We start from the raw sequence: 14,184 nt of genomic DNA, 5'->3' as shown, positions 1-14,184 counted from the left end.
TACTTTAGCATTAGAAAACTGAAAAAGGAGTCGAAGGTTGTCGAAATAGTTGGTATATAAAAGTTTAATGAAAATATAATATCTGTATCATAATTGTAATATTAAGGGAAAATATCTGAGGGAGTTTCAACCCCTGAATACAGAAATTAATTATCGTCAGATTATGATCTATTTTAGTAGAGAGAAATGAGAGGATTTATTACCTTTTTTTATTTTCATAAAGGTAAAAACGTTATTAATATAGTATTATATATGTATAATATTGGTTGTTATCTAAATCTATGTATCTATAAAAAGGGGATTGTTCATGAAACGACTCATCGTTCTGTTCATGTTTGTAGGTTTATTTGCATTTCCATTCAGTTTTCCTGAAACAGTGCTTGGAGCAACAGCAAATACAAAGTTAAATATCAATACAAAAGTTCCAGACCGAGTCATCGTAAAACTAAAAGAACCTGCAAAAAAAGCGGGTCTTTTCAGATATGAATCATTAGAAAATCAAGTAAACCAGAACAAAGAAATCGTTACTATGGATGTGCCAAAGGATAAAAACATACATACATACATTAAAGAGTTGAGAAGCAGAGAAGATGTCGAATATGCAGAGCCTGACTATTTGATCAAAAAAGAGTATACGCCAAATGACAACTATTTCAGCTACCAATGGCATCATAAAACAATTGAAACGGATAGAGCATGGGATAAAACAAAAGGTGCTTCAAGTGTAGTGGTTGCTGTTATTGATGGAGGGGTTGACCTAGAACAGAAAGACTTAGTAAATCGAATTGTTTCTCCTTATGACATGATTGCTAAATCTCCAAATACACTGACGCCAGACGAACATGGTACACATGTAGCTGGCATTATTGGAGCTTCCATCAATAATACAATTGGAGTTGCCGGTGTAGCACCTTATACAAAAATTATGCCAATCGATGTTTTTGATGGTGACTATGCAAGCACATCAGATGTTATCGATGGAATCTATTACGCTGTAGATCATGGCGCGGACATTATTAATATGAGTTTAGGAGGCTATTACTCTAGCGACCTTTTTAATAACGCTGTTCAATATGCGTATACGAAGGGTGTTGTGGTCATAGCAGCTGCTGGGAATGAAGATACTGATGAACCACATTATCCCTCTTCTTATCCGAATGTTATTTCAGTTGGTTCAACAGACGATGATGACACGATTTCATCTTTTTCAAACTATGGGGATATTGATATAACAGCACCAGGGCGGGATATTTATTCAACTTTACCAAGAAATTATTTTGGCAGCATGAGCGGAACGTCTATGGCATCACCAGTTGTAGCGGGTGTGGCAGCGTTGATCCTGGCAGACAATCCAAATCTGACAAACGAAGAAGTTGCACAGCGATTATACAGCACAGCTGATGATCTAGGGGAAGCAGGGAAAGATGAATACTATGGGAATGGAAGAGTTAACGCAAGAAAAGCTCTCGGTTTGAAAATTGCCGCGCCTAATGTTGACAAAGTGTACAATTATTCAACGTTTTTAGGAGGAACAACGACAGAAGAGAGTGATACTGTCTTCAGTGTATCGGATGGTCAGAAAATAATAGGCACAGGTTATGCGTATGATGGATACTACACAGTGGACATTCCCAAGCAAAGTGCATGGAAAAAACTATACGTAACATTAAGACGAAATGGCCAAACTAGTGAAAAAGCAGTCGTAACCGTCTTGGATGGCATTGCACCAAGTACACCAACCGTTAATGAAATCACAGATAAACTGACGACAGTCACAGGAAAAGTAGAAAAGAATGCTACTGTATATGTGAAAATCAGCAGTAAAACATACTCAACGAAATACACGAGCGAAGGAACCTTTTCGGTGACAATCCCACTGCAAAAAGCTGGAACCAAAGTGGAAGTATGGGCAACCGATAAAGCTGGGAATAAAAGTGCAGTAAAAACCTTGAAAGTTAAAGATAAAACACCACCTAAAACACCTATAGTAAAAGAAGTATCGAATAAATCGACGGCCGTTACTGGTACGGTAGAAGCAAAGACAACAGTCACCGTCAAAATCGGAAGCAAGACCTACACCACGAAAGAGACATCAAAAGGCAGCTTCACAGTGACCATTCCGGTACAAACAGCGGGCAATACGATCTATATAACGGCAGCAGATGCTGCAAAAAATGTGAGTTCAACCGTAAAAATAGTAGTTAAGGACAAAATCCCGCCAGCAGCTCCGACTGTAAATACAGTAACGACGAAAACTACACAAGTAAGCGGAAAAGCTGAAGCAGGATCGACGATTACAATAAAAGTCGGAAGTACAACAATCGGAACTGGAACTACCGACTCAAAAGGCAACTTTAAAGTGACGATTAAGGCACAGAAAAAAGGTACTTACCTTACCGTAACCGCAAAAGACAAAGCAGGGAATGTGAGCAAAGGGACCTCGGTGAAGGTGGTTTAAGCATTGTAGAGAAACATGTTGAGATTAATAACACAGCATGTTTTTCTCCATTGATGGATTGAATGAAAAAGTGTTTAAGAGGAGGACGAAATGGGGGAATATTGGGCTGAAGATCAAGTTTATTTAATTGAGGCGATCCATAAATATCGTGCAGCTATTAAAGGAAGTGAATTAAAAAAAGCGAGAAATCTTACGTTAGTTTTTGCTAATGAGCTACATAAAGCTACCCCAGCTCTCCATCATAGAAGTATAGGCGCAATTGAACAGAGACTACCATATCTAGATAACTTGCTAGCTGGAGTATTCAATAAAGAGGATTATGCGGAAAAATATCAGCATTTATACAACATTCAACCAAGAACTGATTCATCTGTTAGACCAAATCTGTGTAATACGAGGCATTCCTATAAGGGAGCTTTGAAGAAGGTAACCAATAAGTAGGTAAGTATATTTTGAACAGCCATTGGATTAGCAGAAGTTTAGAAATGACAGTGAAATTAATCCCCTTTCTCTAATATGAGGAGGGATTTTTTTATTTAATACTTTGACTTATTTCTTTTACTGACTTTTAAATAACACATGAAGTTAATTGGTTGTTAACAACACTATAAATAATACTGATAATTAGGTTGCAAACTAGAGTTTTTTCCGAGGTATAGAGGCTTTTCCGATCGTCCCGCTATATGTAGAATCTGTACTCTTATAGTGGAACAGCTTTAAATGACTTGGAATGCCTTTTACCATCAAATGAATCGTACTGTATTGTTTTGGGGCTTTGTTATCGAGGGATGCAGTTTAAATGATGGAGCTATTCTTATAAATTTGCTTTTAAAAAGCGAAAAGCCTTTCTCATCAAGGGAGATAGGCTTTTTCTATTTTTATTCATACCAAACTTTATAACCAACGCTCGCAGAATCAGAGTTCTTTAAAAGCAGTCGGTATTGATTATTGGGAATTAAGGCTGATCCGCTGTCTTCTTGTGTGAAAGTGACGGTTGTGATCCCAGTTTTAGGAGTATCCGCTTGTGCGACGCTTGTCCACGATCCGCTAATCACTCGTTGTAGATATACTTTATATTGCCCAGCAGTTGCACTTGTGGAATCCACTTTTACGATGATATCGTTGTCGCCATTATAGGAGATCGGATAGATGGTATCCGTTCCTACCTGAGTCGTGAAACTACCCGTCTTATATTTGCCTTCCCAAGTCGGGATAAAGTTCATCGGATCCATCGCATATGTTTTTGCAGAAGTCCAGTAAGGCTGGTGAATTTCAAAATGCAAGTGCTGACCAGTAGATTCACCGGTATTCCCCATCGTTCCGATTACTTGACCTTGATAAACGGTTGCCCCGACACCAACATCTCTCGTATTTAAATGAGCATATACTGTTTCATATTGTAAACCATTGATTGTATGTTTAATAAAAATGACATTTCCATACGAAGTAGATAAATAGGATCTGCTGACCGTACCTGGCGCGGAAGCAATAACTTTCACATATCCGCTTTTCGCCATATCCACCCCATAGTGATATTCACCATTTCTTAGTCCGAAATAGGAAGTAAACACTCCTTCCGTCGGTTTAATAAACGTATTATCTCCAGCTGCCGCTTGAGCTTCACTTCCCCAAAAGAATGCAGTGAATAAAAATGCAAAAACTGTTGATAAAATAAAATGATTTCTCTTTGTGTTCATATTTCTCATGCTAGTTGATCCCCCATACATTGAATTAATATAGAATTCTATGTTTATACAATAAAACTTTTAATAACCAATAAATAGGGCTTAAAATACCAATAAATACTAATAAAATGTCTTAAATTTTTATTCTTTGTATCTATTAAGATTTATTCTTAATAGGGAGAAAGTCGTTTTTTTAATAAAGAAAGGAATTTTGAGGTTATTTGGGGAAGAGGATTTTTTTGAATGACTGTTTGGATGATTCTATTTAGTAGTTTGAGGGTCTAAAGAATTAAGGGGCGTTAAAAGGAAGTTAACAATTTTAAGAGAAATGGTAAAAAATACTTTGAGTGAATGATGGAATAGAATCTATTTACATTAAGAAGCTCCAAATATAAAATCACCATTTTGTTTGGTAGAAAAGAGGAATGAAATGAAACCAGTTTACGAATCAAACCAACATTTTCATCTAGGATATTATGAAAACTCTAAAGATATTGAAGCTATTGCTTATAAAATAATAGATGAAGATGTATGGGATGTTTATCTAGACTTCAATGAACAAAATCTTTCTAACACTGAGCCAAGATCCAACTATGTTAAAAACTTTGGCTACAAAATTTTCTCTATACATGTAGATGACTTAAGTTATGAAACTGCAAATAAGGAATTTGAAAAATGGCTGCTTCAAAAAGGATTAATTCACAAAGAGATATAAATTAAAGAAAGTAGTCGAAATGGTGAAATTGATTAAACAATGCTAAAAAGCCTAATTACTCAATGATAAGATCTATGGTGAAGAGAACAGTCTAATGATTTCTTTAAACCTCTCATACCATTCCAACTCGCTAGAAATTGAGATTGAAAGTTATTATCTCCTTGTAAGAATTTCGATAACACACTCAAAATTCTTTGTGATTTCAATCAAATTTATAAAATGTCGCCTGATCTCTTCCTGTTTTTTTCTATCTTAAGTAGGAAGAGATTTTTTATTACATCTACTTCAATAGGTTTCTACTTGTAATATTTAGTTTAAAATTTTTTAAACTCGGGTTTTATAATCATATAGTCATAAAAAAATACCTAATTTTACCTATAGTTTATATTTTGGAGTGTTGCCTGTGGAGATAAAGTATAAAAGATTACAACAACTCGTTCAATTGAGAGCTCTATAGTTACTAAATGGTGCCGTAAATTAGTTTGTTTATTTTGCTGGTTTTTCAAGATAGTAATTTGGTGGTGCTTTCATGTTAATACAAGTTGTGTGTATAAGTGTTTTTATTGGAATCTATTTTTAAAGGGCACCCAATTTTACATACATTAAGATTAACCGGGAATCCTTTGTTATTCAGGTGTTGTTGAATCAAAGAAGAAAAATCTGTTTTAGTGAGATTGATAGAGTAAAGAGTGGAAAAAAGCAGATCATCCTGTATTTGAAAAAGAATCAAAAAAATTAATCAAAGAATTTATGAAAAAAGAAAATCTGATAAGCTAACCGAAATCTTAGAACAGAATTTTTTAATAGAACACAAATAGGAGAGATGAATGTGGAGTTTAAATATAAAAGGACGAGTAAAATCTTATTTGGAGGAATTATGTGGTTAGTTGCAGCTGGATTTTCTATGTGGAATGGTTATCTACAATTAAAGAATAATAACTGGTTATTGTACTTGTCATTATTTCAAATAATCGTATTTCTTTTCATGGCGATCTGTATGTTTAGTGCACATAAATTAAATTATGTCGTGATACATGAGAATACTTTGTTTATTAAAAAAGCTTTATTTAGACAGAACAGAATTGATATAGCTGATATTGAAAAAGTAACGAACAAAGAGGACAGACTTCTTCTGCATTTAAAAAGTAACAAAGACGTTGTTATTAAGTCAGAAAACCTATCTTCAGAAGATGCTTCAACACTAAAGCGAGAACTCGAAAAAAGGACAAACCCCTTCTAATGGATTATGTATAGAAGGGGTTTTTGTTGTTCTTAAATGAAACTACGAAATTACTTCTTCTTTAACTCCACATCATGTTCTTTTGCCAAATTTTTAATATCCTGCTTATAATTACGCATCATTTTTCTTGCTTTGTTCAGTTTCCCATTAGCTTCGTTCACGAGTGCACTGTCCTGGTTTTCAAGTGCGGTTACAAGTGTTAGGAAAGCATCTGCTTGGATATTAGCGGCTTCAATATAGTTTTCGTGAATTTTTCTTAATTCATTTGTTTTCACATCGACAGATTCAAGGTCATCAATGAACTGGTTGTACTCAGGGATGACTTCGTCTAACAGCACATTGTACATCGTTAAATCATCGGTGTAGTTGGTTCCTGTAACACTTGAATACGCACCGACGGCTTTTCCCTCTTCCTTCGCCAGTTTTGGAGTCGCCTTGTTCACGTAGTTGAGCAGATCCTCCTGAACAGGATCATCACCACAACCAGAAAGAATGAACACTAAAAAAAGAATACTCGCCAGTAAATATTTTTTCATCCATTCACCTCCCACAATCACCTTATTCAATAGCGAAATTGTCCTATTCTACAGAAAAAAACGTCTATTTAAGGTGATTTAGGAAAGTGAGTTAAACAGGTGTTTAATTACATAAACCCATTTATGGAAGAGATAGGGAATATAGGTGCCATTTTTAATAGATACGACTCATTATCGTAAGGAAGGACAGTCTATTTTGGAAATACAGCATAGGTAAATAAGAAGAGCTGGCTCTAAAGTGTCATTATGCACTTAAAATGAGCCAGCTCTTTTAGTTTTAACGTTTATAAACGCCTAAAAAATCACTCATCACTTGAGCGATTTTCTTGAATCCTTTTTTGTTCGGATGCAATCCGTCTTTCGTATACGTATCGATGTTATCCTTTGTGATCCCTGATTGATGATATAAATCGATCGTAGGAAGTTTGTATTTTTTAGCCGATTCTTCGATTACATCGCAATATTGTTCTAAAGTATTGCCTTTGCTGTTCGTCATGGTAGGTTCAGGTACTGGATCGCGCTTAAATCCCCACCGTTGGGAAGGTAGAATAACTACAATATCACTCTTTGGATATTTTTCTTTTAAATGACGAAATATCGTATCAACAGATTGTTTGGTGGTGTTCAAATCCACATTCTGCCCAAAATCATTAGTACCCGCGAAAAAGGTGACCAATTGAGCATTTTTTGGCCAAGTCTCCATTTCGTCTACTAGCATTTCTGTCGTAAAAGCACTTTTCCCATAGTTTTTAATTTCGCCAAAGTTAAACGTTTGATTAACGATTGGTTGATATCCATTTAAATAGGTAATACTGTCCCCGATCGTTAACCATGTCTTGCCTTCGTATTTACTTTCTTTTGCTGGCTTTTCTACGTAAACAAAAACAGCGATTATAACCAAAAATAGAAGTGCAACTATTAAAAGTTTTTTTGAGTTCATATTCCAACTCCTGAAATGAATGTATTTATAGGATATATGGTAACATTCTTGTCAATTTTGCATGAGGATAAAAATGAGACGCCGTGGGTGTATCATTGCCTTTTTAAGGTTTTTATTTGCCCTCGGTCATTTCTTTGTTGGTCATTTCTTGTCCACAAAAAACACAAAGTACTTCAAATTCCCAGCATTTTTCCGATAAATGAAAGGAGTAGTTAACTAGTTACGGGTTGAAACGTACATACGTAGATTAAATGCACAATTATGTGGAGGATGGATATGTCAGGGGACCAAACGAGATATTCTCGACTAGCGAATATAACGAAGATGATTAATACAAAGCTTGAATTGAAAGATGTACTGGAACATGTGGTTGCCGCCATCTGTGAGGAGATTGTTCAGTGCGATTCGATAGGCATTTATTTGCCTCAGGATGACGGGACATACAAGGGATACGCGGGCAAACCGGATGTTATTAACGGGATTACAATAGATAAGCTCATTATCGATCCGAAAGTGGATTTACTGGCGAGGGAAGTTCTCGATTCGAAGGAAGCGATCTATATTCCGGATACGTCTAAGGACAACCGTCCGGATCCGGGACCGGTAAGTAAGTTTGGTATCAAGTCCTTGCTCTGTGTGCCGATATTCAATGGAGATGAGACGTACGGATTGGTGTTCATGTTTGATTATGGAATTCCGATGAATCTCACGGAGTCTGAGATTCAGACGGTCGAGGCTTATGTGAATATGGCGGCAGTGGCGATTCGGAATGCGAACAATCTGCACCGAAAAGAGAATCTTTTATCAGAAAAGCAGCTTTTGCTGGATGTGAACCGGGAGCTGTCCGAATGTAAGTCGATGCAGGATGTGCTCGATACTTGTTTTTTATATGTTGGAAAGGTGCTTGGCAACACAAATATTGCGGCGCATATCATTGATCCGATCGCAGAGAGAAAGCTGCATCCAGCTAGCTTGAGTAAAGAGAGCGAATGGACGGAAGAAGACTGGAAAAAAACGCATGGCCAAATTGATGTCGATTTTAAAAAAGATCCTCTTTTTCAGGAAGTGATCACGACTCGAAAAGCGATCTATGTGGAGGATGTCTTCCAGGATCCGAGACCGAATCATGAAGCTTGCCGACTCTTTGGTATTAAAGGGATGTACATTATGCCGCTTGTCGCCATGGGAGAAGTGCTTGGAACGATTCCGATTGCCATCCTGTGTGACAGTTACAGAAATTTTATGGACAATGATCTTCAGCTCGCTCAATCCATTGTTGATGCTACAGCTTTAGCTCTTTTCAACCTTCTTTTTGTTGAAAAACAGGAGATGATTATCCAAGAGCGTACTTCTGAACTCATGCAAAAAAATGAGGATTTGAATGCCGCGGTAAGTAAGCTAAGCCGTTTGAGCAGGGAGGTCGAATTGATCCTGGATTCTGCAGGTGAGGGGATTTTTGGATTAGACCTTGAGGGGAATTTCACGTTCTGCAACCCAGCGGCAGCAACGATGCTAGGGTATGAAGTGAAGGATGAGCTGATCGGACAGCCTTTTAATAAGATATATAAGAATCTCCAAAGCAACGTGAAAGAAGGCAATTTTATTCTTCCTGAAAACTCTTTCTTGACGGACAAACACTTTTATAAAAACGATGGGACGCCTTTCCCTGTTGAGTTTGTAACGTCCAGCATTAAAGAAGAGGAAGAGATTGTCGGTTATGTGATCACGTTTAAAGACAACACCGTTCGAAAAAAGATGGAAGAAAAAATTCGATATCACGCGTATTATGACAGCTCTACGAACCTTCCGAACCGCGTTTTATTCCGGGACATGCTGAATAAAGAGCTTAGTTATGCGGAAAAGCACAATGAACAGCTCGCTGTTATGTTCTTGGATCTCGATCGTTTTAAAACCATCAACGACACGATGGGGCACAGCATTGGTGACGAGCTTTTAAAGAAGGTCGCGGAACGTCTCGTTGCATTCATCCCAGAAGAGTGCACGATTTCTCGCCAAGGGGGAGATGAGTTTACGATCATCCTGCCGAGAGTAAAGTGTGAAGAGGATGTGCGGCAGTTTTCAGAGCGAGTACTGGAAACATTTTCGAATTCTTTTGACCTGAACGGCAACGAAGTTTTTATTAAGACGAGCATCGGAATCAGCCTCTATCCCAAGGATGGCAACACGTCTGATATTTTAGTGAAGAACGCGGATACGGCCATGTATAAAGCGAAAGAATCATCAGGCGGCAACTATTGTATTTATGAAAAATACATGGATTTTCGTTCGCTCGATAGCATCAAGCTAGAAAGTGATCTGAATAAAGCGCTGCAAAATAATGAGTTTCAGATCTACTATCAGCCGCAAGTCGATTTTTTGAATAAAAAAATCGTCGGAGTTGAAGCTTTAATCCGCTGGAAACATCCTTTAAGAGGAATGATTTCGCCGATGGAGTTCATCTCGATCGCTGAAGAAACGGGGTTGATCGTACCGATCGGCGAGTGGGTGCTGAAGACGGCTTGCAAACAGGTCGAAGAATGGCACGACCAAGGGTTCCCGCCTATTTATTTATCAGTGAACATGGCGGCTCAGCAATTTAAACAAAAATCGCTTATTCCGATGATCCATGCAATCCTGGAAGAGACGGGATTATCACCAGAATTTCTCGTGCTGGAACTAACAGAGAACGCCATTATTAAAGATACAGAAGCCACGATTTGTGTGATGAAGCAATTAAGGGAATTAGGGATTCGAATTGCGATTGATGATTTTGGTACGGGCTATTCATCGCTTGGGTACTTGAAAAACTTCCCGATCGATACGTTGAAAATTGATCAGACTTTTGTAAAGGATATCGTTCAAGACAAAAACAACGCAGCCATTACAAACACGATCATTTCTTTGGCGAAAAACCTGAACTTAAACGTGATCGCAGAAGGTGTAGAAACGCAGGAACAAATTGATTTTCTATTGTCCAGCAATTGTTCATATATGCAGGGTTATTATTTCAGTCGTCCAGTTAGCGGGAGCGACGTTGAAAAATTATTTTATGCAACGATTACAAACTAAAGGGGCGGTTTAATTGAAAGCTGTAAAATCAGTATTGGACTTTTTACGAACAGGCGGAGTAGAGTACATTTTTGGGATTCCAGCCGGTTCAGTTAACGCTTTTTTCGATGAACTATACGAAATGCCCGAAATAAAACCGATCGTTACGAAGCATGAAGGAGCAGCATCCTATATGGCTGCTTCATACGCAAAATACTCAAAATCGCTTGGTGTTTGTATCGCGAGCAGCGGTCCTGGTGCAACGAATCTGATTACAGGTGCAGCAAATGCAATGAGAGAGCACCTTCCAGTCTTGTTTTTAACGGGAGCTGTTCCGGTTAATACAGAAGGATTGAACGCTTCACAAGAATTGGACGCTGATCCGATTTTTAAACCCGTTACGAAGTACAGTGTGACGGTGAGGGATTCGAGCCAGCTTTTAGAGGAAGTGGCAAAAGCGGTAGAAATCGCGCTGTCAGGTGTACCTGGACCCGTTCATGTCGCGATGCCGATAGATGTTCAGCTTGAGACAGTGGATGAAATGGTATTGCCAGCATTCCCAAAAAGAGAAGTGTATGTTCCTGAAGCGAGTATCATTCAAGACGCTGCTCGTATAATGGTTGAATCAAAAGGCGGCGGATACGTTTTTATCGGCCAAGGAATAAGAGGATCAGTCGAGCTGCTCGTTGAACTAGCAGAGCTGCTAGAATGGCCGATCGTTTCAACGCCACAAGCAAAAGGGTTTATTCCAACTGACCATCCGCTAAATGCTGGGGTCTTCGGATTTGCCGGGCATGAAAGTGCGTCAGAACTCATCAATGACGGCGCTGGCAGCACGCTTTTGGTGATCGGATCCAGTCTTGGGGAAACGGCAACGAACAACTGGAACAGTAACCTTGCAAAAGAAAGAAAAGTAATTCAGATCGATTTTGATGAATCCGTGTTTAACAGAAAATATGAAGTGAATTATCCGATCCATGGTGATGTGAATGTCAGTTTGGAAATGCTCATTGGCGAACTGCACCGTCTCGGATTAGAAAGAACTGGTAGTGAGTGGAATTCTAAAAAGAGCACGCGTGTGAATGAAGAGTATAATACGCAAAACGTGCTGCTGAAATTACAAGAATACCTTCCGAAAACAAACCGGTACACGATCGACATCGGCGAGTTCATGTCATACGTCATCCACTATATGAAGGTTCTCGATTCGGATACGTTTGATATCAACGTCCACTTTGGAGCGATGGGAAGTGGACTAAGTGCTGCATTCGGATCAGCTCTAGCTGAATCTGAACGGCCAGTGGCTTGTATTACAGGTGATGGCTGCTTCTTCATGCACGGCATGGAAGTGCTAACGGCAAAGGAATACAACTTGCCGATTTTATTCGTGGTCATGAACAACGCGCGTTTAGGAATGGTGTATCACGGACATTCGCTTCAATACAAGCGATCCCATCCAAGCTTCGAGCAAGAACCAGTGAACATTTCAAAAATGGCTGAAGCATTTGGCATCCCGAGTGCGAGAGTAGAGAGCTTGGAGGATATCAACCTCGAATTGTTGAGCTCTTTGCAAGGCAATAAGGGACCGGCCGTGCTGGAAATCGCACTGGTCGATAACAATGTCCCGCCGATGGGCGACCGGGTGAAGTTTTTATCTTCGTTTGGGAAGTAAATAAAGTGAGTTGAGGCTGAATCTAAAAGGTTCAGTCTTTTTTTTGCGTTTTTAAGGGGTAGTGGTGGGGAGTTTTGTGCTGGGTTAGCGTGAATCCCAGAGTTATGGGGCGGAATCCCACACTTTTTTTGTGGATTCCCACAATTTTGAGTTCGAATGCCAGATATTTTTATAAAATATCCACACTTATTTTAAAATAACCACGGGCGGTCATAGTTCGACAAACAGGATTAGGAATTTAAACATCCGTTTAAATCTTCATCATAAATCTTATAGTGGGTGTGAAAGGGACTTTTTATTGGTGAAAAATTTTATGTAGTAAAATTTACACACTTTCATGTGAATTTACACATTTACGGATTTTATTTCCAGAAGGTCATGTTAACTAGATCCCCTTTTTCTTGATGTAGCTAGGTTTATGAATTTTGTCATACTCTTCAGAGAAATTAAACAACGGTTTAAAAGCGATTAAAAAGGACATATTGAGGAATCCTAAACGTATTGTATTGTTATTGTAAAATTGACATTATATCCTTTTTCTTTTAGTATGATGAATCATTATGCGACACAAAAAGAGGTTATATATGAAAAACTTTATTATAGGATTCATCAAAAAGTATTTTCTAGAAATAGGAATCTTTCTTTGTTTCGTTCTCCCGCCAGTTGGTATCACTTATTTATTGCTCACAGGCTGGTATTCTTTGCATCAAGTCTGCAAAGAAGGGAAGAAGATCAACCTATCACCTGGTTTATTTTTAATCGGCTGTATGTTTGTTTCATCGATTGGAGCAGCGGTTATCATGAAGAATTATTCATTTTTTCTCGTTTCAGCGCTGCTGCTGGCATACTTCGGTTTATATATAAGAATTAAGAATGAAGGCGTACAAAAAGTATTATCAGGATTCAAGTGGATCACGATTTTCGGTGGTCTGTATTTTTATAGTTTATACCCATTTCAACAAATCATCATGAATCACAAGATCCTCAGTTACTTTACTGGGACAGCATTGTTGGGTGTCTCGAATGTACATGATTACCAACGACTGATTGGAGCAGGGTATAATCCTAACTTTTCTGTGGCTGTACTGCTGTTTGGACTATCCTTTCTTCTTGCAGAAGGTATGAAGAACTTAAGAAAAAGATCGTATTTCAAACTTAGTCTGCAAGCTGCGATCGCCTGTATGTTTGTTCATGCTATCGTCTTGACCGGATCAAGGGCCGGATTTGGTATTATGTTCGTTATTTTCCTGCTCTTTATTTTTAGATTAAACAAATTATGGACTTTGATTCTTACAATGATGATGGGATTGAATATTCAGCACATCTTAAACTGGATGCCAAGAAGTGATCAGCTTTTCGAATCAGCAGATATTAGAAAAGAAATTTGGAGGCATTCCTTTGAACTTTGGCAGAAACATTCCTTGTTTGGAATGACGCCTTTAGGTTTTAAGAAGGAGTACTATCATTATTTTCTCGAAAAAATTCCGCATGCGCATAACATGCTGCTAGGGATTTTCACGGAATACGGAGCGCTCGGAGGAATTGCTTTTCTTACCGTTGTGGTCATCAACGGCTATAAAGTGTTTTCACTATACTTCTCCAAACAAGACAACAAGGTGTATCTCGATGTGTTTTTATTTTCACTGCCAGTCGTCCTGTTAACCGGCGTTTTTGACTATGTTCTGTATTCACCCCAGGTTGCCTTATTAATCATCATCTTAATGGCATGCTGGGACAAGTATACAGAGAGACTGACCATGCTGAATCCGAAAGTGGTATATGCTGCCAAAAGGGTAGTAAGCTCGACATTAAAAACATCCAAAGAGAAGAGTCATTCGAAATTATAGATGATACTAAAAAAAAGACAGGGAAAGCTCCTGTCTTTTTTTT

Annotated in this window: 10 protein-coding genes; 7 read left to right on the top strand and 3 right to left on the bottom strand. The window is 38.2% G+C overall.

The window, feature by feature from the left end; genetic code table 11:
- The first annotated feature begins 307 nt into the window (after positions 1 to 307).
- Positions 308 to 2,458, top strand: a complete 2,151-nt coding sequence (locus J2X07_RS11275; RefSeq protein ID WP_310258809.1) for a S8 family peptidase — start codon at positions 308 to 310, stop codon at positions 2,456 to 2,458.
- 90 nt (positions 2,459 to 2,548) lie between these two features.
- Positions 2,549 to 2,899, top strand: coding sequence for a hypothetical protein (locus tag J2X07_RS11270; protein ID WP_310258808.1), 351 nt, complete (start codon positions 2,549 to 2,551; stop codon positions 2,897 to 2,899).
- A 437-nt stretch (positions 2,900 to 3,336) separates the two neighbouring features.
- Here the strand turns inward: J2X07_RS11270 and J2X07_RS11265 are convergent, their stop codons facing one another.
- On the bottom strand, positions 3,337 to 4,164 hold the full coding sequence (locus J2X07_RS11265; protein WP_310258807.1) for a M23 family metallopeptidase: 828 nt from the start codon (positions 4,162 to 4,164) through the stop codon (positions 3,337 to 3,339).
- A gap of 409 nt (positions 4,165 to 4,573) precedes the next feature.
- Here J2X07_RS11265 and J2X07_RS11260 point away from each other — a divergent pair, with 409 nt between their 5' ends.
- Together J2X07_RS11260 and J2X07_RS11255 are read left to right on the top strand one after the other, a co-directional pair.
- Positions 4,574 to 4,858, top strand: coding sequence for a DUF3986 family protein (locus J2X07_RS11260; RefSeq protein WP_310258806.1), 285 nt, complete (start codon positions 4,574 to 4,576; stop codon positions 4,856 to 4,858).
- A gap of 829 nt (positions 4,859 to 5,687) precedes the next feature.
- Positions 5,688 to 6,098, top strand: a complete 411-nt coding sequence (locus J2X07_RS11255; protein WP_310258805.1) for an EbsA family protein — start codon at positions 5,688 to 5,690, stop codon at positions 6,096 to 6,098.
- Positions 6,099 to 6,148: 50 nt separating this feature from the next.
- Here the strand turns inward: J2X07_RS11255 and J2X07_RS11250 are convergent, their stop codons facing one another.
- Positions 6,149 to 6,634 (bottom strand): hypothetical protein, encoded by a 486-nt coding sequence (locus tag J2X07_RS11250; protein ID WP_310258804.1) that lies wholly within the window; start codon positions 6,632 to 6,634, stop codon positions 6,149 to 6,151.
- 277 nt (positions 6,635 to 6,911) lie between these two features.
- Positions 6,912 to 7,574 (bottom strand): SGNH/GDSL hydrolase family protein, encoded by a 663-nt coding sequence (locus J2X07_RS11245; RefSeq protein ID WP_310258803.1) that lies wholly within the window; start codon positions 7,572 to 7,574, stop codon positions 6,912 to 6,914.
- A gap of 276 nt (positions 7,575 to 7,850) precedes the next feature.
- Here J2X07_RS11245 and J2X07_RS11240 point away from each other — a divergent pair, with 276 nt between their 5' ends.
- From J2X07_RS11240 to J2X07_RS11230, 3 genes are all read left to right on the top strand, one after another.
- Entirely contained in the window at positions 7,851 to 10,643 is a 2,793-nt protein-coding gene (locus J2X07_RS11240; RefSeq protein ID WP_310258802.1) for a sensor domain-containing phosphodiesterase, read from the top strand.
- Between the two features lie 13 nt (positions 10,644 to 10,656).
- Complete coding sequence (locus J2X07_RS11235) at positions 10,657 to 12,294, top strand: thiamine pyrophosphate-binding protein (RefSeq protein WP_310258801.1); 1,638 nt, start codon at positions 10,657 to 10,659, stop codon at positions 12,292 to 12,294.
- A gap of 584 nt (positions 12,295 to 12,878) precedes the next feature.
- Positions 12,879 to 14,141 carry an O-antigen ligase family protein gene (locus tag J2X07_RS11230; RefSeq protein WP_310258800.1) on the top strand — a complete coding sequence of 421 codons (1,263 nt, stop codon included), beginning with the start codon at positions 12,879 to 12,881 and terminating at the stop codon, positions 14,139 to 14,141.
- The last annotated feature ends 43 nt before the right edge of the window (positions 14,142 to 14,184 follow it).

The sequence above is a fragment of the Fictibacillus barbaricus genome, assembly GCF_031457135.1.
In the GTDB taxonomy this organism is placed as follows: Bacteria; Bacillota; Bacilli; order Bacillales; family Fictibacillaceae; genus Fictibacillus; species Fictibacillus barbaricus_A.
Note: the sequence above shows the minus strand (reverse complement) of the source record. Positions and strands in the feature narration are given on the sequence as shown.

What these genes read in the sequence shown, in the direction of transcription:
- J2X07_RS11275 (WP_310258809.1), top strand. Translation starts at nt 308, where the DNA reads ATGAAACGACTCATCGTTCTGTTCATGTTTGTAGGTTTATTTGCATTT.
- J2X07_RS11270 (WP_310258808.1), top strand. Translation starts at nt 2,549, where the DNA reads ATGGGGGAATATTGGGCTGAAGATCAAGTTTATTTAATTGAGGCGATC.
- J2X07_RS11265 (WP_310258807.1), bottom strand. Translation starts at nt 4,164, where the DNA reads ATGAGAAATATGAACACAAAGAGAAATCATTTTATTTTATCAACAGTT.
- J2X07_RS11260 (WP_310258806.1), top strand. Translation starts at nt 4,574, where the DNA reads ATGAAACCAGTTTACGAATCAAACCAACATTTTCATCTAGGATATTAT.
- J2X07_RS11250 (WP_310258804.1), bottom strand. Translation starts at nt 6,634, where the DNA reads ATGAAAAAATATTTACTGGCGAGTATTCTTTTTTTAGTGTTCATTCTT.
- J2X07_RS11245 (WP_310258803.1), bottom strand. Translation starts at nt 7,574, where the DNA reads ATGAACTCAAAAAAACTTTTAATAGTTGCACTTCTATTTTTGGTTATA.
- J2X07_RS11240 (WP_310258802.1), top strand. Translation starts at nt 7,851, where the DNA reads ATGTCAGGGGACCAAACGAGATATTCTCGACTAGCGAATATAACGAAG.
- J2X07_RS11230 (WP_310258800.1), top strand. Translation starts at nt 12,879, where the DNA reads ATGAAAAACTTTATTATAGGATTCATCAAAAAGTATTTTCTAGAAATA.